Origin of the sequence: Capsulimonas sp. (assembly GCF_039929585.1) — a bacterium.
Taxonomy (GTDB): domain Bacteria; phylum Armatimonadota; class Armatimonadia; order Armatimonadales; family Capsulimonadaceae; genus Capsulimonas.
On the sequence record NZ_JBDSQY010000338.1, the window covers coordinates 56,690 to 75,168 of the forward strand.

An 18,479-nucleotide genomic window follows, 5' to 3' on the forward strand; every position below is an offset into this window, starting at 1 on the left:
CCGAAATCTTCCATTACTCGATCGTACAAAGGTAATAGGCGTATCAGGCCTTGATCGAAGTCTCTTTTCACCTTGGCGAATCGCTCGTTTCGGTCGCATGATCTGATCCTCACATCTTCTATCGCGGCTTCGTTCAGATCCACCATTCAAATGGCCTCACCATGCAAAATCGCGATCGCCTTCTCGGCGTCCACGTCCGTCAGTCCAACCGTATAATCCGTCCGCACGAAATTCTCCGCAGGCGTCCCTATGACGGGGTCATCGTCGATTACTACGAAGCGATCGCACTCCGGAGCGCCGTCCAGGTACATCCGGATCTCCGACCAGCGATCGCTGCCAACGATCTGTATTGGCGGCTTGCCTGGGCGCCGGTCCGTCACGTCCGGCGTAATGCCGATGACGCGTTTTCGATGCTCCTGCAAGCCGTGCCGGGCAAGGAGCGCGCCCAGATACGCTGTGCTCCCGCAGTGGTGGCTGGACGAACGCCATGCGGACGAAATCACGATCCGCGCATCTGTCTCCTGGACGATGCGGCTCACCCGCAGGACGGCGGCGGGGTCGATCTTCCCCAGGTGCCACGCCAGGCGGTCCGCGTAGAGGCTGGGTTTGTTCTTGTAGACTTCGCCGGCCATCCAGGCGTGAGAGTTCAGAACGCCGTCAAAGTCGAGGAAGATAAGTTTCACCCTTTAATCCTCACGCGCCGCCAGCCGCCAGGCGGAACGTCCTCCGAAGGTCGGACTCCCGCCTCCGTCACCGCGAACCACACGTTAACGCTCGGCTCGGTGGGATCGCGGCGCGTTGAGCGCCAGATGCTCCGCTTGCCTTCCCGGTTCGTCGCCAAAACCGACGCAAAACGCCAGGATGTGACCACGGAGCAATCTTGCGTTGTTTCCATTAGACCACCGCCGCGCCCGAGCGCGTCAGCGCCTCCTGCATATCATCGAGCTGCGGCGCATCAAGGTACAGGTACTCCCGGTCGCTTCCGCCAAATCCGAAGACGGGCGTGGCCAGCACAGGATACGCAAGCGGCGGGGAGCCTGCCTCCGCTTCGTTCTGCTCGTGGAAAATCTCATAATCCGACTCCGAGGTGAGCAGCGTCCATCCGTGAATTAATCTTAAATTCATAAAGAGCCTTTCGCATAGCCGATTATTGGGGAATGAACTTGTGAAAGTTTTTGCTCGGGAATATCCTGTTTGCGATCTGTATTCCTGTGTCAGAGAGATGCACAAACTGCCAAGTGATGTCCTCCGAAATATCACGCTCGAAGTGCTCCAGCAGTCCTTTGTTGACAAGGAAATCGTACGATGGAGCGTAGATATCGGATTTGAATTCAGCTCCACCTCTGGCAATGTCCCAAATTGCCTTATGTACAAGACTGTAGAAATCGCGATCAATCCCCCACTCCTGACGTTGCTGCTCCCAAGGTGCCAGCGTCCGTTTGAATTTTCCGCGAATGATCGCCATGTGTTCCTCAATCCTCGCCTTTAGCATCCAGCCGCCCCGCGCCAAGCTCGTCAATATCGGCCTTGATTGGCGCGAGCGCTGCGTCCGCCGCTTCCTGGTAATCGCTCCAAGCCTCCCGCGACGCCCCCGTGGCGTCCTGGAGGCGCTGGGCGGCCGCCGGGTCAGTGGGATGCAGTTTCTTCTGGGCCAAGGCGCTGGCGTGCTTGCCGCGCGCCTTGCGCATGTTTTTAGACGCTCGGTCCAAATTATTCGGTGTTTCGTCCATACTGTCTCCTTGCCCCTCAGCTTTCTGAGGGGCAGTAACTCTGCTACGCGGCGTCGGCCGTGTTGTACCAGATTTCCAAAAGCCGCTCCAGATCGTCGGCGGCTTCCTGTTTCTCCCCGCCGTCGGCGATGTCGTTCTGGATCACCTGGAGGGCGGAGCGGAACTCGCGGACGGACACTCCGGAGATCGTGACATCGGGCTCGCCATCTTTGTGGAGCAGGATCTCGTGAAAAAGATCCTCGAACCAATATATGTACTCGTTCCCGTACTCGTCACTGGAGATTTCGAAGTGCTGGATCATAGCTTCTCGCTCCCCTCAACCGGCGAAGTTATTCATACCAATTCCCATCACCAGTAAATGCGTTCAATGATTTCGTCGAGGTTCTCGACTGTGGGAGGCTCATGCTTCCCTCCGTCTGTCGCAAGGTCTTCCGCCCATTCCATTTCATCAGGATGGACAACCCCTCGCATATGGGTTTGATAGAAGCGCAGAGCGGCGAGCACGGTATTTGCTTCCCGTTCGTCGCTAAAGGTGGTTTCGCCGAGCTTGTACGCCATGATGAAGTCCTTTCGGGGAGGAGGGTTTCTCCCCCCTCCCCTTTCTCACCTAGTAGCGAGTATCTCGTAGATCGTGAGCGTCCCACTCCTGCTCGGCGGCGACTTTCGCCTTGCGATCCGCCTCTTCGCCGCAAACCGTGCAATGCTCGTCGGCGTCGATGGCGCTGCTACAGAAGGAGCAGATCACAAATTCGCCGGTGATGAGCATTTTCAGAACGAGCGTCTGGTTGATGATGTCCTCACCCTCCATGTTCTCATTCACCCACCGCAGTGCTTCTTCATAGGGCATTACTTTCGGTCTCCTTTCGATTGTGTAGGGCTGCTCTGGAAAGTTCCCTCTCACACTTTTATTATTGCATATACAAAAATAAAAGTCAATACTTATTGTGTATATACAAGAATATTTTCCCTCGACCAATATGATTTATCGGAGGCGCGGGTACAATGGCGGTACGGTCCTTTCGACCCAGCATGTAGGCGCCTGCTCTGGAAAAAGTTGCGCCTGCATGCGTCTCCCATAACCCTCCCCGCTTTACCAACAATTTATTGATCGATTAATAATACGCCTGAAGCGCCCTTGTATTTAATTTATGTATATGCAATAATAAAAGTGTGAAGAAATCAACAAAGAAGCATCCTGAGGAAACGCGAGGGGCGAAGGTGAAAGACCCAGAGCACACGAAGATTGCGCGCGGTCTGCGCCTCTACGGCCGGCATAATGAGATTTGGGAGAAGGCGGCGGCGGTGGCCGGGATGGAAAAGACGGCGTGGTTTGAGCGGGTGCTGGAGAACTATGAGGAAGGCGTCGCAGCATTCCCCCCGCCCTCCGAGAGCTTGCCCGAGCCTGAGGGGACGGTGGCTCTTTGCCCAGTGTGCGGAATCAGAAAGCGACATCGGAGTCGCAAGAACGGTATCTGCAACCGTTGTGCGCAGTCCATGAACTGAGAGGTTTTCTATGGCGCAGCTGACGCGCTATTGCAATGTGTGTGACGGCCGGAACGAAATCGAGTGCGCAGCGCCTCATCCCGAGATGGCGGTGATCTGCCAGCACTGCGGACGCGGACGCATCCTCTGGTGCTGGACGATCGGCCCTCAGAAGGCGTCGGAGCCTGAGATCGGGCGCAATGCCAGCGAGGAATATGAGACGGTCTATTTCGGCCCGCTGGATTAAAACTCCAGCTTTTGGATATCAGGTTTCAGCGTGAACACTGGCTAGAGGTTAGAATCTGTCAGCTTTTAATGCGTGACTGAGCCTCGCCTCAGTCGCTTCTCTTACTCCTGGTTTGAGCATTCCTTCTTCATCGTATATTTTGATAACGCGAAGATATTCTCTGAGTTCTGTTGCACTGGCGCCAGCTGGTGCTGAAAAAGTCAGCAGGAAATTCCCAAGGTTCGAGTAAAATTTTCTGCCTGAGGAGTCTACAGGCGGAGCCTGTCCGTAAAGCTCTAGCACTTGGAGAACCGTCTCGACGCTCGACAGTTTTTTCTGAAAATTGCTCCATGCCCTCTGTGTTGCAGCCTCTTGTTCGGCGTTTTTCTCCGCGACTGTCTTACGAGCTCGTCTCATTCTTTATCTCCTTCTTCGGTGTCCCACGCGTCACAACCGCCCGCTTCACTCCTCCATAGCTCGCCGGCTGCCAGGCGTCCAGGTCCGCCTGGAGGAACGCCATAGCCCCGGCCGCATAGACAGCCCTCAGCCGGTTCTCCTTCACCGCCTTATAGATCGTCGCCTTGGACACCTGTTTGATCTCAGCCGCCCGCGCTGGCGTGATCAGCTGCTCTAAATCCTTCTCATCCATGCCGAATTGTAGCACGCTTATAAAATAAAGTCAATTAATTTCTACTTTACCATTGACTACTAAAGTAGAATGTAGTATACTTAATACATCAGACAAACGAATTGCCCCTCCGGATGCTCTAACATCCTCGGGGGCGGCGCCGATCAGAAGGACCCTGACCCGCATGAAAAATTTTACCACAATTCCAGACGCTTACGATGTTCTCGCCGCCGACCGCGCCGCCGTGCTCTCCTCGATGGCGGTTCCGATGGAGCAGTACCCGATGCCGACCGTGACCGAGGTGGTTCGCACTTACACGATGGAGCCCTACGAGTGGCGGACGTTCCAGAGCGGCGGCTACGCTCCTCTCGCCGAGTCGATCGTGGTGACGCACCCGGCCGATCCGACTAGCCGCTTCGTGGTGATGCACGATCTGCTCTCCGGCGAGTGGACGGTGCAGTGTCCGAGCAAGCGCAGCCATCATGGCGTGGTCATCATTGATGCCGTGATCCGGTCCAAAGAGATGGCGAACTAAGGAGATCAAGATGTCACTCATTTGGAATGTCTTCGTCTATAGCGTCTGCGCGGTCATTATCGCGTTCGCCGTGTGCTTTGTGGTTGCGATCCTCAAGGAGATCCTGATCGAGCAAATCCTATTCCCTCGGCCGATCGCGGCGACTGGGGCGCGTAAACAGGCGGCCCGGTCCAAGCAGCTGGCGGCCGGGCACGATCCGTATGATCTGCGGGACCTGGACAAGTACGATCAATAATCGTCTTTTCGTTGTGTGCGATAGATAGCAACTATACCAATTGAATTTATTGAAATAACCAGGAGATTTGACGATGTGTAATGAGGAAGCTATGAATCTAACAGGGATGACGGTCACCGAGGAGCAGACGACGCCGTCGCGGCCAGGCAAAAAGCCGCGCGCCGTCTGGGTCGTGCGCGGCGCCATGGCCGCGCGGGAGCTGATGCTGAAGGGGCTAGGCGGGCGAAAATACAACGGCGCCTGGAGCTTCTGGGAAGATCCGACCGACGCCATCGCCGAGGCTTTGGAGATCGAAGATGGGCGCGAGGACGCCGCAGAGGTTGGCTACGGCGACGTTTACGAGCAGCAGCAGGAAGAGCTTCGGCAGCGGCGCTTGAACCGCGCCGAGCGCCTGGAGGGCTGGGCCGAGAGCCGAACGCGCCAGTCCGACGCCCATTACCGCACAGTTCGACGAATCGGCGATATGATCCCCTTCGGTCAGCCGATCCTGGTCGGCCACCATTCCGAGGAACGCGCGCGCCGCGACGCCGCCCGGATGGACAGCAATATGCGCCGGTCCGTCGAGAGTTCCAACATGGCCGCCGACCATTCGGAGAAAGCCGCGAACCTTCGCCGCCTGGCCGAGGATGCGCCCAAATCGCCGACCTACATCAACAATCGAATTGAGGAAGCGCGAACCGAAATCGGGAAACTGGAGCGCGCCCTGCAGGGCAAAAGTTACGTCCACAGCGAGCCCAGGCAAATCAGCGACAAGGCGTGTCAGCACTACAGCGCGCTCCTGGCCGAGCAGCGTGGGAAGCTGGAGTACTGGCAAAAGCAGTTGGCGGCCGTCGGCGGTGATCAGTACAGCCGGGAGAACGTGAAACCCGGCGACAGCGTGAAGATTCGCGGCTCCTGGGAGAAGATCGTGCGCGCCAACGCGAAAACCGTCAGCGTCGAGACGGGCTACAGCTGGACGATGAAGTACTTCTATGCCGAGATCCAGGATCACAAGCAGGCGGAGCTGCAAACAGCGGCGCCTGCGGCTAAGGAAGGGAGCGCACAGTGATGCAAATCGCACCCCTTAGGGCGGCCACCGCGCCGCCCATTTCCGTGGATCCGGAAGTCCGCGAGCTGCTTGGGCTTAATGCCCCGGTGGCAATGGGAATTTCGGGAGGGAAGGACAGTGCAGCCGTTGCCTTCGCCACCTGCGACTACCTGGACAACATCGGGCACACCGGGCCACGGCTGCTCATTCATTCCGACCTTGGCGCGGTGGAGTGGCGCGACTCCCTACCCGCCTGTGAGCGCCTGGCGGACCACCTGGGCGTGGAGCTTGCTGTCGTGCGCCGCCCCGCCGGCGGCATGATGGAGCGCTGGGAAAGCCGCTGGAAAGCCAATGTCGACCGGTACGTCAATCTCAAATGCGTGAAGATGATCCTGCCCTGGAGCACGCCGTCGATGAGGTTCTGCACATCGGAACTGAAAACCGATGTCATCTGCCGCGAGCTCGTGCGCCGATTCCCGGGACGGGCGATCCTGTCCGTCTCTGGTATTCGCGCCGAGGAGAGCGCGCGCCGGGCGCTGGCGCCGATCAGCAAGCCGCAGAAGAAGCTGGAGAATAAGACGCACGGCACGCGCGGCCTGGACTGGCACTCGATCCTCACCTGGAGCAAAGCCGACGTCTTCGCCTACCTGCGCGCCAAAGGCTTTCCTCTCCACGAGGCGTATACGGCTTACGGCTGCTCTCGGGTCAGCTGTACGTTCTGCATCATGGCGGCGGCCGCCGATCTGCGCGCCGCCGCCACATGCGCCGACAACGCCGAGATCTATGGCCGTATGTGCGAACTGGAGATCTCCTCCACATTCTCCTTCCAGGAAGGCGGCTGGCTCTCGGACGTGGCGCCCCACCTGCTGACGCGGGACCAGCTGCGGCGCCTGCCGCGCGCGAAGTCGGCGGCGAAACTTCGGGAGAAGGCGGAGTCGATCATTCCTGCCCATCTGCTCTATACCAAGGGCTGGCCAACGTGCATCCCCACACAGGCGGAAGCCGAGCTGCTCTGCACGGTGCGCCAGACCGTGGCGGCCACGCTGGGAATCGAGGTCCTGTATACCGAGCCAGCGGGACTGATCGGGCGGTACGAGGAATTACAAGAGACAAAGGACAATCACCGTTAGAAAATCAGGAGGGCATTATGTCACAATTAGGAAAAGAGCTGAACCAGGGATTGAGCAGAGGGGAGCGGAGTGAAGTGAAGAGCGAAAATAAGCGGTGTTCGAATGCTTACTCATATTGGAAGGGTGATCGATCATGCTGTCTTCCGTCTGAGCATGATGGCCCCTGCGTATTTTTACCAATCGAGGCAATCGAAGCACAGGTGGATTTTGACAGCAGCGCCAAGCAGCCTGCATCCGCAGACATGCTCCTGGATTTAGAGAGGAAACCCTTGTGAGTTGACGCAAGGTAAAATGATTCCCAGTTGATAAGTAGGAGGCGAGATGTCGCAGCAAGCAGTGGAATTTGCAGTCGGTGAGGTGGCGGTGACGCCCTCGGGCTTGCAACTGGAGGTCGTAGAGATACACGACTACACGGAGAAAGGGCAATTCTTGGCGATCAGGCCCTTGCCCGGGCAGCGAATGGAGAAACAGCTCTACAGCTGGTGCCCCGCCTACGACTACCGTAAGCTTGCGGTCGGGGAAAAGGTGAAGAAGGCGCCCAGGCAATCGGAATACGGCGATCCTCCTCCCGATTTCCTGAGCTAACCCCCTCCCGAATCAGAAAACGCCCCTTCTCCCAGTTTTGGGAGAAGGGGCGCTGCTGTCTTAGAGCGGGATTAGAATCCGAAGGCCGCCTTCAGCATCGATTTGAACTCGGCGTCCGCGATAGCCTTGATCTGTGCTTTCTGGTCCTCGGTGAACGCGGCCGCGCTGGCTGAGCCTGTTGATGTGTTCGTTCCCGTCTGCGTCGAGCCTGTCGCCGCTGCTGGAGCGCTCACATCCTTGCCAGCAATCCATGTACTGTAATAGCCCAGGATCTTCGCGCCGGTATCGGTCGGCGTGAAGCTCGCGCCATCGACCGATTTCACCAGGCCGATGCTGTCCTCAACGCCCTGGATCGTCCACGCCCACGCCATTACGCCCCTCAGATTCGGGATCGTCTGAAGCGCTTGGTGGAAGGCGGGATCCGCACTGTTGTACTCCTCCAGCAGGACAGGAATCCCCCGCCCCGCCTTCGCCGCAAGCTCCGAGGCCGGCAGATATGCATGCCACCCGTAGAAATCGACGCCTGCGATCGGATCCGCGCTGGCGCCGGTCATGTCTTTGGAATAGCCTTCGCCGTCCACGACCACGAGCATATCCGGATCGATCGCCTTGACGGCGTCAACGATCGGCGCAGCGTCCGCCTTCCACGCGGCCCAGCTCGCGTACATATGCGGCTCATTGAGCACGTTCAGGATGACCGGCGCGCCCTTGTAGGTCGCAGCCAGCATCGTGTCGAGCGTTTTCAAGGCGCTGACGCCGCCCGCCGGCATATCCTGCGCGCCGATCACCGGTACGACGCCGGCGGCGAGCATGTTCTGGACGTCCTGGTCCACGCGGTGCTGGTAGAGCGGCAGGGACAGGTATTTGTCGGCGTCGAAGCTGAAGCGCTGGACCGTCATTCCCGAGGCCTTCAGCAGTTTGAAGTACCCCACGGTGTCATTGGCCGCGACGCCCTTGGAAGCGATCGCGTTGCCGAAGTTTCCGCCCAGCCAGAAGCTGCGCGACGGGAGCGGAGTCAGCGCCGCCGCCCGTGAGGGATACGTGGCCGGATTGGCCTTGACAACCCAGGAGCCGCCGCCGATCTCGAAGTCGGCTCCTGGATAGAGCCAGGCGCCGAGCTGCGTCCAGCCCGTATTGAAGACGCCGCCTTGCAAGTTGTAGATTCCCCCAGCCGCCGGCGGCGAGAATTTGAACTCGCCTTTGCACTGAAGGATATTGTCTCCCGCTTCGCTAACCGGCGTGAGATAGAGCTTTCCCGCGACCGGCGTTGTCGTGATAGGCTTATTGACGTAGAGCTGCTGGAAGCCGCCCGTCCCCTTCGCCATGGCCCAGACATCCTGCGCGCCCGCCACCGGCTCGCGCACGGTGAACGGGACGTGAAGCATCTTGTCGGAGCCAACGACGGGAGCGCCCAGCGTCATGTACGGCGCGGTGACGCGCACGTGATCCGTGGCGATCATCAGCGCGAGATCGTCGATATGGAAGTCGATCGCGCCTTTCCCGCTGTAGTTCGTCCCTGCTGGAAAAAGCGTTCCCTTGCCGCCGGCGTAGTGGCCCACCGGCAAAACGGCGGAAACGGTAAACTTGTTGACGGATCCGTCGGGATAGATCGCCGCGATGAAGCTGGGCCCAGGATTGACGGTGACGTATTTCCCGCTGTCTAAATTGAGCAGAAACAGCTGGAGGTTGTAGTTGCCGCCGGCGCTGCCGGGCGCCGTGTCGAGCTCCACCGAAATGGAGGCTGTGGCGAAGTCGGCGGCCGCGCTCACACTGGTTTTGCTGAAGGTTTGTGCGTTCACGCCCGCCGGGGCAAGCAACACGCATGCGCCGGCGATCAGCGCGGCGGCTGACGCCAGGAAACGGCCGCTGGTCCGGCGGACGGTTTGAGATACTCGTTGCATTTGCGGAAGTGCTTTCTGTGGGAATGGGCTTCGGTCCTTCAGAACCGAAACCGAATGAGTAGGCGGATTTTGAACGGGCGAAGTTATTGAATGGTTTTTACGACGCACGGAAAGCCGCGATCGCGGCTTTCCATTTTTGCGGATTGATGCTGACCGCCGCGTCGCCTTCCGGATCCCAGACATAAACCGAGAATCCCTTGATCCCGCGCGCCTTGAGGGTCGGCAGGAACGCCGTGTCGTTGATGGTGGCCACGCAGGCGCGCCCCATGCAGGACACCGAAAGGACAGCGCCTTCGGAGAGCGATCCGGCGAGGATGGACGCGGGCGTACGCTTTGACCCGGGCGCGTAATACGCCTGGGGCTGCCAGGTGGCGCAGTGGGAGGCGAACGCCTTATACGGTATCTGGGAATGGATGGACGGCGACCAGAACGACGACAGGTGAAGATTGACCCGGTGACCCGTCGCGGCGGCGATTCCGCTCATCAGCTGGTCCGCCAGCTTTTTGGCGGCTTCGGCTCCGTTCGCGGCGCAGTACTCCTCCCACTCCTTCTCGGCGTCAACCACCAATTCGGTGACGCCGGGCGGGATGCTGGCGACAATCGCCTGGATCGTCGCCACGATATTTCGCGGATAGACGTAGCACCAAGCAGCAACGCCCAGCTTGATGGCGCCTGCGTCTTTGACCAGTCGCCTGGCATCGTCTGGATGGTAGGCGGACGCGCCGTCGGCGATCTTGACGAGCACGTAATCAAAACCATCGTCCTGGATGGCGTGAAGGTGGTCGATCGCTCGCGAGGTCAGATGCAGCCAGAGCCCGATTTGTGTCGTGAAAAAAGCCGCCCCGGTTGGGGCGGCGAGCTTAGTGGTCATATTCTTTTCTTTCCTCAGACTCTTCGACTTTCAGGCTGTCTGGATGAAGGCGTACATCGGATGACCGTCGGAGCCGATGGCGTCGATACGACGCGTCTGACGCGCCACCAGGTAACCCTCGCGGCTGCCGTCCTTATTGGTATTGCCTTCGATGCAGAGGAAGGCGCCGGTGACCGAGTTGTAGCTCTCGACGATCCCCGTGTGTGCATAACGCCCAAGCTCTGCGTCCCACTTCAGCATCACCCAGCCGGCGTCGAGCTTTCGGCGTGCGTCAATGGCGGAGACGAGAATGCCTACGGACTTCGCGTGATTGGCCTGAAGCTGACACGAGGCTGTCGGAATCAGAAATGTCACGCCGTTGGCAGTGGTGTAAGCCGCTCCGTCGAACATGGAGTAGGCGAAGGCCATACACCAGGGATTGCCGGGCGGGCAGTGGACACTGAGCAGGAAACGGTCCACTTCGCGGCCACGATTGGAACCGCGCGGGGTTTCCTCCGTGCCGAGGAATTCGATGGCGCGGGCGACGACGGCTTTCTGCCTCGCCGCTTTGTCCGCCGCCGACAGTTGCGTTGTCATAATGGGCCTCAGTTCTTTATTCATTGATCAATAATTTGTCGTTAAAAAGTCGGGGCTGAAATTTCAGCCCCGACAACGGCGGGCAAGAGCACGATGCTGACGATGCACGCGAGCGCGATGATGAGAACCAGCTGCCATAGCTGGAGGTTCAGTTTCCCGGCGATGTCTCGCTCAAGTTTGCTGCCTGCGATGTCTCACCGGATGCCGCAGTTGGCGACGTTACGCCCGCGTCTGCCTCCGGCGCATCGGACTGTCCCTGCTTGCCCGGCGCTTTCGGAACATAGGAGTGGCAGGCGCCGGCCGCCGCGACGATTAGCGCGTAGACGAATTTTTGGACGTCGATGTGACCCTCCGACCAGCTGGAGAGAGCGGCCGTCAAGATGGCGCCGCCGACGAGCACCAGGTTCGTTTTTTGCGAATTGGTCAATTCAATCTCTGGAATCGTGACTTTCGAAGTATTCATGACTGTTGTGCTTTCTCATTGAAGAGGGAGACAGGCTTAGGAATAGCGCTCCATGGGACTTAAAAGTCGCCCAGCAGCGTCCTCAGGAGTAGCGCTCCATCATCTGCGTGATGCGCGGATCCTCGGCGCTCTCGCGCGGCCATGTCAGCACAACCGTGGTGCCGCGCGGCGAGGTCATCAGGTCCAGATGGTGCGCGGAATTGATCATGAGCGTGTAGCCCAGGCCCGCCGTCCCGCCGGTGGAGTATCCGTCTCGGAGCGTGGCGCTTGGAATCTGGGACAGGGAAATGCCGGGGCCTCGGTCCGTGATCCAGACCTGGATGCGCGTCGCGCTCGCGCAGATTCGCAGGGATCCGCCGAAGCCGTACTTGACGGCGTTGGTGACCCCTTCCCAGCAGGCGGTGATCAGCTTCTCGCGCAGCTCGTCGGGGAGCGCCTCGGCGCGCGCAAAGGCGCGCAACTCATCCTTGGCGCTGGAGGTGAGTTTCAGGCCGTCCGGACCGCTCGGCAGATAAATGACGGGGCTGCGGTCCGCGAGCATCAGCGGAAGCGTGTCCTCATTGAGATGGAGCGAGAGCTTGCCGTCGGTGACGCCGCTCAGCACGTCGCGGCAGAAGGCGAACTCCTGCTGGCAAATCAGCGGATGAAGGATGGGGCGAAGAAAGCGCAGGGCCCGGCTAAGGAGGGCCGCGCGCGCGCCGGTGGGTTTCAGGCACATGGGACGCTCCTTTCTACTGGGAGGGGGAGCCAGAGCGGAGCGGGCAATCGGCGCATTGGCTGCTCGCGGAGGCGAGGGACAGGCGCTCGTAAACGCCCTGAAGCCTCGTTTGGAGCTGCTGCATTTTCTCCTGGCTCTCCTGGATGCGCTCCATCTGCTCTTTGCGCTCCTGGCGATATTCATCGACGGCGGCGGTGAACTGGCGATTGTCGTTGGTCAGCTCGGTGTTCTGGGCGATCAGCCGCGCCATGGTGGAGCGCTGCTCGTCCATCATTTCGCGCTGCTCGTTCATCATCAGTGCCGCGTCCTGCAGCAGCTGCCGGCGATCGAGCCCCTGCTCGGCGATGCTTGCCTTGCTCTCCTCCGCGCGCGCCTCCATCCGCTTCATGTGATAGGCGGTCCCCCACCCGATGAGGCCGCCGCCGATCCATTCCGGGAGTTTGGCGGCCAGTCCCGGGAGTTTGGAAACGGCGGCGGCGATAAGTTCGTGCAAATTCATGGCGAGATCCTCAAAGTTCCGCCGGCGGCGGTCGAAGTGGTGGCTGGGGAGATACGGAGGGATCGCGGGGCGTGGCCATGCCCCGCGATCGATTTGATTGATCCGGTCAGAGGGGAATGCGGAGTGATTAGGCGCTTGATCAGGTCCGCCTGGCCCGCTAGATGAGGTCGGCCTGATCCGTGACGGCGATGCCGCTGGTGACGTCGATGTATTCTCCGAGCGTCAACTTCGCGTGGAAGATCCAGTCGCCCTCTGGCCACTGTGGACCGCCGATGAAGTCGTAGCAGATCGTCTTGCCGTCGTCCGGATCGACGAACCCGGTTCCGGTGACGCCGGCGAGTTCCGGCGGATCGGAGTACTCACGGACAGCAAACACGAGCACGGTGGCTCCCGTCCAGTCATTCGGCACTGTCCAGGCGATACCATAGGCGGTTTCCTGGATCTCCCGAACGACACGCTTGTCCCTGTTCAGCACCTTGTCGGCATCCGTGTCGGGATCGAGGAATTTATGGTAGGAGAGGCTGCGAACCGCGCTGGAGGCAGTTGGTGTTTCTCCCTGCTCCATTGCGTCCATTTGATCGCCCATCCCATCCATTCCCTGGAAGAAGGAGCCGCCCGCCGCGCCACCCGAAGGTGACACGGCGCCTAGCAGAATAGCGGCAGGGTCCATTGCGTCCATCAGAGGTTCGACTGAATCGATCGCCATGGCGTGCCCCCTTAGTGCGGCAGCGTGCCCGCAGTGTACGAACGCCCTGTCGGCTTGCCCGATGAGTTGGTCGTCAGCGTGGAGGTATGTCCCACAGTGTTACCCGAGCCATATGTGAACGTCGTGGTCTGGTTCGAGCCGGAGTAAGACGCGGCGCTGTTTCCAGATCCTGTCAGCCAGGTGTCGAACAGGATCGATCCGGTGTACATGCCCGACAGCTGGTAGCCCCAGACGGCGGCCGCGATCTGGTCGACCGTAAGCGAGGAGCCGCCGCCATATCCCGAAGGCGCCGTCATTGGAAGCGTCACCGCCACGCCGCGCTGCTGGTAGTCGGAAGGTAGGTTCTGCGCGGCCGCGTTGACGTTGGATCCCGTGAAGGTCAACTGATCCGTCTTCGCTTTGATCTGCGCGATCTGCGTTCCGTTACTCGTGGACGCGGATGTGCCAGCGGCAATATCCACCGCGATGGATGCTCCTGCGGGAGCGCCGATCCGGGCGTAGGCGTCGCCGGTCTGCGGCTGAACCGTTCCGGGGATACGCGAGAGCAGCGTCGAGATACCCGAACTGTCTGACTGCGCCGTCAGCGTGCGGCTTCCATAGGCCCAGATGGACGCTTCGGTCACCGCAGAACCGCCGGAGACGGGATTGGACGTCGTGACGAACCCGTTGATGTCCGTAACGATCTTCTGCGCAGGCGTCACCAGGATGGTGCTGGCGATCTGGGAGGTCGTCGGTGGCGCCGTGTAGGCGCTGCTCGCGAGCCGGCTGCTCATCGTCGCATCGAGATTACCAAGCTTGGTGCTGTTGGTATCCATCTCCTGCCGGATTTGCGTCACAGTCGGAGGCGTTACAGAGTTACGCGTGGATGTCGCGACGTCCGCATTATCCAATTTGGCGGCGCGCGTCACCGTGTAGCCCTGCGCGACCAGGGCCGCAATCACGTTCGCCTGCTGCTGCGCGGCCGTCGTCTGCGCGTTGATCGCAACGAACTGCGTACTATTCGCGTCCATCTCAGCGCGGATGGCGGCGACGGTCGGCGGCGTGACGGTAAGAGAGTAGCCGGTTTTGTCCGTGATCGTGGAAACGGAATAGCCTGTCTTATCTGTGACCGTCGAAGCTGTGTATCCGGTTTTATCCCCCACCGTTCCCGCCGTCACGGCGAGATTGGCGTCAAGCGCCGGATGCGGATTCATGATGACCGCGTAAACGCTGGAGCTGTCCGGCGTCACCGTCCAAGGGCGGCTCACGGTCGCCACCAGTGTCCCTCCGACGTATCCGGTGATCGTCCGCGCTTGGCCGGCGCCCGTTCCGCCGGTGATCGCAATATAATCGCCTTTGTAGAGGTCGGTCGTCGCCGACGCGCCCACCGCGAGCGTGAGCGTGGTCGAGCTTCCGGTCTGCGCCGTGCCGAAGTTGGCCGTGGTCAAGCCGGAGAGACCGCCCGAGCCGTTCGGATTAAGTTGCCCCGCGCCGGTTCCCACCGTCAGCAGTCCGCCGCTCGCAGCCGGCGCCGCATTGGGGAGCGCCGTCGTCAGGCGCGTATTGGATGAGGCGACGAGGGCGCTGTCCTGCGAGATGATCGCGCCGACCAGCGCGTTTCCGTTGGTGATCGTGGTGGCCGCTTTGGAGACAGTGAGCGGGATATACAGTTCCCCCGTCACGGAAGGGTCCACCAGAAGCGAATAATCCCCCGTGCCATAATCGAGCAGCGTTATGGAGACGGTAGACGCAGGCGCGGCGTTAGTTCCAAGGATCTTCTCTCCGGCATTCGTGGGGACGGTGGTCGCAGAGCCGGAAGTCAAGGTGGTCGCGCCGATGGCGACGGTCGCTCCGGAAACGAGAACGCCGGAGTCATCGGTCACACGGAATGGATAGGACACCACAGCGGCGGCGGCGATCTGCACGGACAGCGCAAGCGCCGCCAGAGCCAATGTGAATGTTCTGAGCGAAGGTTTCATGGTTTCCTCTTAGTTTTCGTAACCGGTTTAATTTCGAGTACGAGTGAGCTGGCGCGATCGCCCGCTATTGGATCCTTGCAGGGAAGGGCGCGCGCCTGGCCGGCGGCTGTGAAGTGTGCGCCGGGTTGTGATCGCGGCGGCGGCGGACGAAGCGACGCCGTTCACAAAGTTGGAATAGTTGACGACGCCGTTCCCGTCCGTCGTCTTCAGTCGCCACCAGTAGCGCGTTGAGGTCGTGAGCGATGAAGTGTCCACCAGCGTTCCGCCGCTGGAGGTGGAGGACACCCCTGAAACATCCGCGAATGTCCCTGGGCAGTTATAATAGGTCGGACTTGCATTTGCGTCCGAGTACACAACGCTTGGCGCGCGCTGGAGCTGCGTCGTCACGGTCCCGGTTCCGCCGGTGGCCGGCGCGAATGTGAATGTGTTGGAGCTTGCGGAGAACGACCCTGGCCCGCCCAGCGTTCCCGCGAACAGGCCATTGTCGATCCCCGGCTGCGTCGGGTTCTGTGCGTACGCGGTCCCCAGTACAGCGGAATTGCTGTAACCTGCATAAATCGCTGCGCCTGCCGTGGTCGGGTGTGTGAAGTCACCCTGATAGTAGGTGAGGTTATGATTGTTATTGCTGGAATCGGTTCCTGAGCCGTTGTCGCCAATATTCGTGTCTGCCGCCACGTCGCAGAAGCCGTCCGCAATATTCGTTCCGTTCGCAGTCCAGTCCGCTCTCAGCGCCGTATTGAAGGCGCGATAGCCGAGCGATTGGCCGTCCCTCGGAACACAGGTATCGATAATGACCCGGTAGCCTTGGGCGCGCAAAATGCCCACGAGCGGCTTGTAGTAGTTATTGTAGAGGTCCGTGCCGCCCTGCGTGGTGGCCGGGACATAGGCGAGTACGAAGTCGTTAGTGCACGCCTCCACTTCAATGACGTTGCGAGAACGAAGCGGCTCATACCTGACCAAATCACGAGCCGCGACATTCTGAAGGATCTGTTTGACCGCCCATCCGCCCGTTCCCGTCAGCCACGTTCGCCACTGTCCGCCGGGGAGTAACCCTGCCACGACGCCGGGGTAACACGTTGCAAAAGCTGGTTGATTGGTCTTGCTATCTCCCTCGAAGACGTACTGTTTGAGCGGCGCCGTCGCGTACTTTGCCGCATACATCTTCTCAACGGCGATTCGAAGCGCAGGCGGAAATCCCTGGTTGAAGACCCAGATTTCTTCCATGCTTCCCTTGAACGAGATGCTGGTCGTCGTGTCGGACAGCTTCATCGCGCCCGTGCCGGAGAGGGCGCCCGATTTAGAGATGGACGAACTGAGAGGCGATGTGATGTTGACGTAAAACGGCGAGAGGTTGGAGGAAAGCACCATCGACCCCGCGTTGAACGTCATCGCCTGGGTCGCCGCGTAACTGTCATCAATCAGGTAGGTCGGGGTTCCGCCGCCGCCCGTGCTGTTGAGAATCCCTGTTAAGTTGATCGACGTGTAAGAGGTGCCATATGGCCCAGGACCAGCAGATCCGACAGTAGGAACATTGAGGTTGACCAGCGTGTTTGTAAGCGACGCCACCGAGAGACGATTCCATCCAAAAATACTGACGGTGTTGAAGTTGAACAGGAAATTCTGCGAGTTCGTCGCCGCATCGGTTTTGGAAACAGCGAAGACCGTCCACGACCCTGCCATGGATGAATCGAGCACATTTCCCGTTGTCGCCATGAGCTTGCTGTTCAGCGTCGCCCCTGGCAAGCCGTTCAAAGCGCTGGCGAGGTAGACAGGACGATTTCCTGATGTTGCTTGCACGAGGTCAAACGTGGATCCGGTGGCAGTCACCTGATTTGGAATGACATAGATTAAATCGCCGTTAGTTGTGACCGGGGATGTCTTCGCCGCGTCCTTGTAGCTCGTGGCGTCCATGCGATAGCCGACGCGCGCCCCTGGCAGACTGGCGAGGTCAGCCGAGCTTGTGATCGTGGGCATGGAGTACGCAACGACGGTCAGGGAGCCCGTCGCTCCCGTGCTCGCATCCGTTACCGTGATCGTTCCGGGGGCCGTCCCCAGGCCGATTGGCTGACTGGCGGAAGTATTGGACGCCACGCGGGCGGCCATGGTCGTGTACGATCCATTTGATGTAGAGATCGTAAACAGCGTGGCGGCGGTTTCGCTAGACCATATCGTGTTCGTACCTGTGATGGCCACGGAGCGCGAGAACCCCACGTAATTCGTCACGCTGTCCAAAGAAATGGAGGGCGTTCCCACCGTGATTGTCGCCGTGGCCGCATCCGTGGAGTTGTGCAGGACGATGGGGCCGGTGGACGCCGTTCCGCCTGGGAGCACCGCGCCAGGCGTGATCAAGATTGTTCCTGTGGTGGCGCTGGTCGTGGCGCCGCCACTGGTTGTATATCCGCTACCGCCCGTCGCGGATATGGTGGTCGTTCCGGCCGTCCAGCCCGCGCCGGTCACAGTAATCGTGATCGCGCCATTATGGTTGCTGGGGATCGTCGTGATATTGGCGGTCATCGTCTGCGCGCCGGCGCTGACCATGACCATCAGCAGCAGGCACATCAAAAAGAGCGCGCGGATTTGTCGCATAGTGTGGATCTCCAGTCATGAGAAAAGCCGCCTCCATACAGGAGATCGGCTTAGGATAGCGAGTTTGGCCAGCTTAGCTAAAAGGCCATAAGATAGGCATCTACTATTTTAATAGCTGCCTAGTAAACTTGTGAGATCGCCGGATTTATGGGCGCCGCAGCAATCGTTCCATTGACTGTGATCGTGCCAATACGCACGACGAAATCGCCGGAAGGCGTGACGTTATCGAGTGTATATTCGACAAAAACGTACTGATATGTTCCGCTGAGGGGAAGTGTTCCACCAGGAGCGCCGGCGCCAGTCGCTCCTGTCTGCGAGCCAATCAGATTGACCGTGCCGCCGGCGCGCGGATTCGTGCCGTCATTATTTGCGTAGATGTTAAGGACATGGTTCCCGGAGGCAGAGACGAGTGAAAGGAGGGACGTGAGCACAATTGAGGACAGCACGATGGGAGCGCCGAGATCCAGCATAAATAGATCGAATGCACCGGTGTGAGTTGTCCCTGACGATTGGTTCTCGACAATCTCAGCACGAGTGGTGGTACTGCCGTCGTTCAGGTAGGTCGCAGGAGTTGAATACACATAAGCAGATGCCGTAATTCTCGTAGGCGTATATGCTGGCAT

27 protein-coding genes are annotated in these 18,479 nt (G+C 59.7%); 7 read left to right on the top strand and 20 right to left on the bottom strand.

What is annotated here, in order from left to right:
* Positions 1-146 precede the first annotated feature (146 nt).
* Genes ABIZ35_RS25905 through ABIZ35_RS25940 form a run of 8 tightly spaced genes read right to left on the bottom strand, consistent with a single transcriptional unit; the run spans position 147 to position 2,577 of the window.
* A complete protein-coding gene (locus tag ABIZ35_RS25905; protein ID WP_348222834.1) occupies positions 147-683 on the bottom strand; it encodes an HAD domain-containing protein in 537 nt (178 codons plus the stop codon).
* Complete coding sequence (locus ABIZ35_RS25910; protein WP_348222835.1) at positions 680-895, bottom strand: hypothetical protein; 216 nt, start codon at positions 893-895, stop codon at positions 680-682. The genes ABIZ35_RS25905 and ABIZ35_RS25910 overlap by 4 nt, the downstream gene beginning before the upstream one ends.
* Positions 895-1,125, bottom strand: coding sequence for a hypothetical protein (locus ABIZ35_RS25915; protein ID WP_348222836.1), 231 nt, complete (start codon positions 1,123-1,125; stop codon positions 895-897). The genes ABIZ35_RS25910 and ABIZ35_RS25915 overlap by 1 nt, the downstream gene beginning before the upstream one ends.
* Before the next feature lie 22 nt (positions 1,126-1,147).
* On the bottom strand, positions 1,148-1,465 hold the full coding sequence (locus ABIZ35_RS25920; RefSeq protein ID WP_348222837.1) for a hypothetical protein: 318 nt from the start codon (positions 1,463-1,465) through the stop codon (positions 1,148-1,150).
* Positions 1,466-1,472: 7 nt separating this feature from the next.
* Positions 1,473-1,730 (bottom strand): hypothetical protein, encoded by a 258-nt coding sequence (locus ABIZ35_RS25925; protein ID WP_348222838.1) that lies wholly within the window; start codon positions 1,728-1,730, stop codon positions 1,473-1,475.
* 43 nt (positions 1,731-1,773) lie between these two features.
* Positions 1,774-2,031 carry a hypothetical protein gene (locus ABIZ35_RS25930; RefSeq protein WP_348222839.1) on the bottom strand — a complete coding sequence of 86 codons (258 nt, stop codon included), beginning with the start codon at positions 2,029-2,031 and terminating at the stop codon, positions 1,774-1,776.
* A 47-nt stretch (positions 2,032-2,078) separates the two neighbouring features.
* A complete protein-coding gene (locus ABIZ35_RS25935; RefSeq protein WP_348222840.1) occupies positions 2,079-2,288 on the bottom strand; it encodes a hypothetical protein in 210 nt (69 codons plus the stop codon).
* Positions 2,289-2,337: 49 nt separating this feature from the next.
* Complete coding sequence (locus tag ABIZ35_RS25940; RefSeq protein WP_348222841.1) at positions 2,338-2,577, bottom strand: hypothetical protein; 240 nt, start codon at positions 2,575-2,577, stop codon at positions 2,338-2,340.
* 323 nt (positions 2,578-2,900) lie between these two features.
* Here ABIZ35_RS25940 and ABIZ35_RS25945 point away from each other — a divergent pair, with 323 nt between their 5' ends.
* Positions 2,901-3,233, top strand: a complete 333-nt coding sequence (locus ABIZ35_RS25945) for a hypothetical protein (protein ID WP_348222842.1) — start codon at positions 2,901-2,903, stop codon at positions 3,231-3,233.
* Positions 3,234-3,243: 10 nt separating this feature from the next.
* Entirely contained in the window at positions 3,244-3,459 is a 216-nt protein-coding gene (locus tag ABIZ35_RS25950) for a hypothetical protein (protein WP_348222843.1), read from the top strand.
* A 48-nt stretch (positions 3,460-3,507) separates the two neighbouring features.
* On the opposite strand, the gene ABIZ35_RS25955 is transcribed toward ABIZ35_RS25950, so the two are convergent.
* Together ABIZ35_RS25955 and ABIZ35_RS25960 are read right to left on the bottom strand one after the other, a co-directional pair.
* Positions 3,508-3,855: a hypothetical protein gene (locus tag ABIZ35_RS25955; RefSeq protein ID WP_348222844.1), complete on the bottom strand. Its 348-nt coding sequence runs from the start codon at positions 3,853-3,855 to the stop codon at positions 3,508-3,510.
* On the bottom strand, positions 3,839-4,087 hold the full coding sequence (locus ABIZ35_RS25960; protein ID WP_348222845.1) for a helix-turn-helix domain-containing protein: 249 nt from the start codon (positions 4,085-4,087) through the stop codon (positions 3,839-3,841). Before ABIZ35_RS25960 ends, ABIZ35_RS25955 begins: the two co-directional genes overlap by 17 nt.
* Before the next feature lie 163 nt (positions 4,088-4,250).
* Between ABIZ35_RS25960 and ABIZ35_RS25965 the strand changes: the two genes are divergently transcribed.
* The 5 genes from ABIZ35_RS25965 to ABIZ35_RS25985 all read left to right on the top strand — a co-directional run bounded on the left by ABIZ35_RS25965 (position 4,251) and on the right by ABIZ35_RS25985 (position 7,578).
* Positions 4,251-4,601: a hypothetical protein gene (locus tag ABIZ35_RS25965; RefSeq protein ID WP_348222846.1), complete on the top strand. Its 351-nt coding sequence runs from the start codon at positions 4,251-4,253 to the stop codon at positions 4,599-4,601.
* Positions 4,602-4,611: 10 nt separating this feature from the next.
* Positions 4,612-4,836, top strand: coding sequence for a hypothetical protein (locus tag ABIZ35_RS25970; protein ID WP_348222847.1), 225 nt, complete (start codon positions 4,612-4,614; stop codon positions 4,834-4,836).
* Positions 4,837-4,927: 91 nt separating this feature from the next.
* Positions 4,928-5,884: a DUF3560 domain-containing protein gene (locus ABIZ35_RS25975; protein ID WP_348222848.1), complete on the top strand. Its 957-nt coding sequence runs from the start codon at positions 4,928-4,930 to the stop codon at positions 5,882-5,884.
* The gene (locus tag ABIZ35_RS25980; protein ID WP_348222849.1) at positions 5,884-6,993 is read left to right on the top strand and encodes a phosphoadenosine phosphosulfate reductase family protein; all 1,110 of its coding nucleotides are present in this window, start codon (positions 5,884-5,886) and stop codon (positions 6,991-6,993) included. Before ABIZ35_RS25975 ends, ABIZ35_RS25980 begins: the two co-directional genes overlap by 1 nt.
* A 321-nt stretch (positions 6,994-7,314) precedes the next feature.
* Positions 7,315-7,578 (top strand): hypothetical protein, encoded by a 264-nt coding sequence (locus ABIZ35_RS25985; protein WP_348222850.1) that lies wholly within the window; start codon positions 7,315-7,317, stop codon positions 7,576-7,578.
* A 71-nt stretch (positions 7,579-7,649) separates the two neighbouring features.
* On the opposite strand, the gene ABIZ35_RS25990 is transcribed toward ABIZ35_RS25985, so the two are convergent.
* The 10 genes from ABIZ35_RS25990 to ABIZ35_RS26035 all read right to left on the bottom strand — a co-directional run bounded on the left by ABIZ35_RS25990 (position 7,650) and on the right by ABIZ35_RS26035 (position 18,479).
* Complete coding sequence (locus tag ABIZ35_RS25990; RefSeq protein ID WP_348222851.1) at positions 7,650-9,479, bottom strand: cellulase family glycosylhydrolase; 1,830 nt, start codon at positions 9,477-9,479, stop codon at positions 7,650-7,652.
* A gap of 97 nt (positions 9,480-9,576) precedes the next feature.
* Positions 9,577-10,350, bottom strand: a complete 774-nt coding sequence (locus ABIZ35_RS25995; RefSeq protein WP_348222852.1) for a hypothetical protein — start codon at positions 10,348-10,350, stop codon at positions 9,577-9,579.
* 30 nt (positions 10,351-10,380) lie between these two features.
* Positions 10,381-10,926, bottom strand: a complete 546-nt coding sequence (locus tag ABIZ35_RS26000; protein WP_348222853.1) for a CHAP domain-containing protein — start codon at positions 10,924-10,926, stop codon at positions 10,381-10,383.
* 148 nt (positions 10,927-11,074) lie between these two features.
* Entirely contained in the window at positions 11,075-11,389 is a 315-nt protein-coding gene (locus ABIZ35_RS26005) for a hypothetical protein (RefSeq protein ID WP_348222854.1), read from the bottom strand.
* An 82-nt stretch (positions 11,390-11,471) separates the two neighbouring features.
* Entirely contained in the window at positions 11,472-12,107 is a 636-nt protein-coding gene (locus ABIZ35_RS26010) for an ATP-binding protein (RefSeq protein WP_348222855.1), read from the bottom strand.
* Between the two features lie 13 nt (positions 12,108-12,120).
* A complete protein-coding gene (locus ABIZ35_RS26015; protein ID WP_348222856.1) occupies positions 12,121-12,606 on the bottom strand; it encodes a hypothetical protein in 486 nt (161 codons plus the stop codon).
* 157 nt (positions 12,607-12,763) lie between these two features.
* Complete coding sequence (locus tag ABIZ35_RS26020; protein WP_348222857.1) at positions 12,764-13,312, bottom strand: hypothetical protein; 549 nt, start codon at positions 13,310-13,312, stop codon at positions 12,764-12,766.
* 11 nt (positions 13,313-13,323) lie between these two features.
* Positions 13,324-15,270: a hypothetical protein gene (locus ABIZ35_RS26025; protein WP_348222858.1), complete on the bottom strand. Its 1,947-nt coding sequence runs from the start codon at positions 15,268-15,270 to the stop codon at positions 13,324-13,326.
* A 27-nt stretch (positions 15,271-15,297) separates the two neighbouring features.
* Positions 15,298-17,856 (bottom strand): hypothetical protein, encoded by a 2,559-nt coding sequence (locus ABIZ35_RS26030; RefSeq protein ID WP_348222859.1) that lies wholly within the window; start codon positions 17,854-17,856, stop codon positions 15,298-15,300.
* A 119-nt stretch (positions 17,857-17,975) separates the two neighbouring features.
* Positions 17,976-18,479 carry a hypothetical protein gene (locus ABIZ35_RS26035; RefSeq protein ID WP_348222860.1) on the bottom strand — a complete coding sequence of 168 codons (504 nt, stop codon included), beginning with the start codon at positions 18,477-18,479 and terminating at the stop codon, positions 17,976-17,978.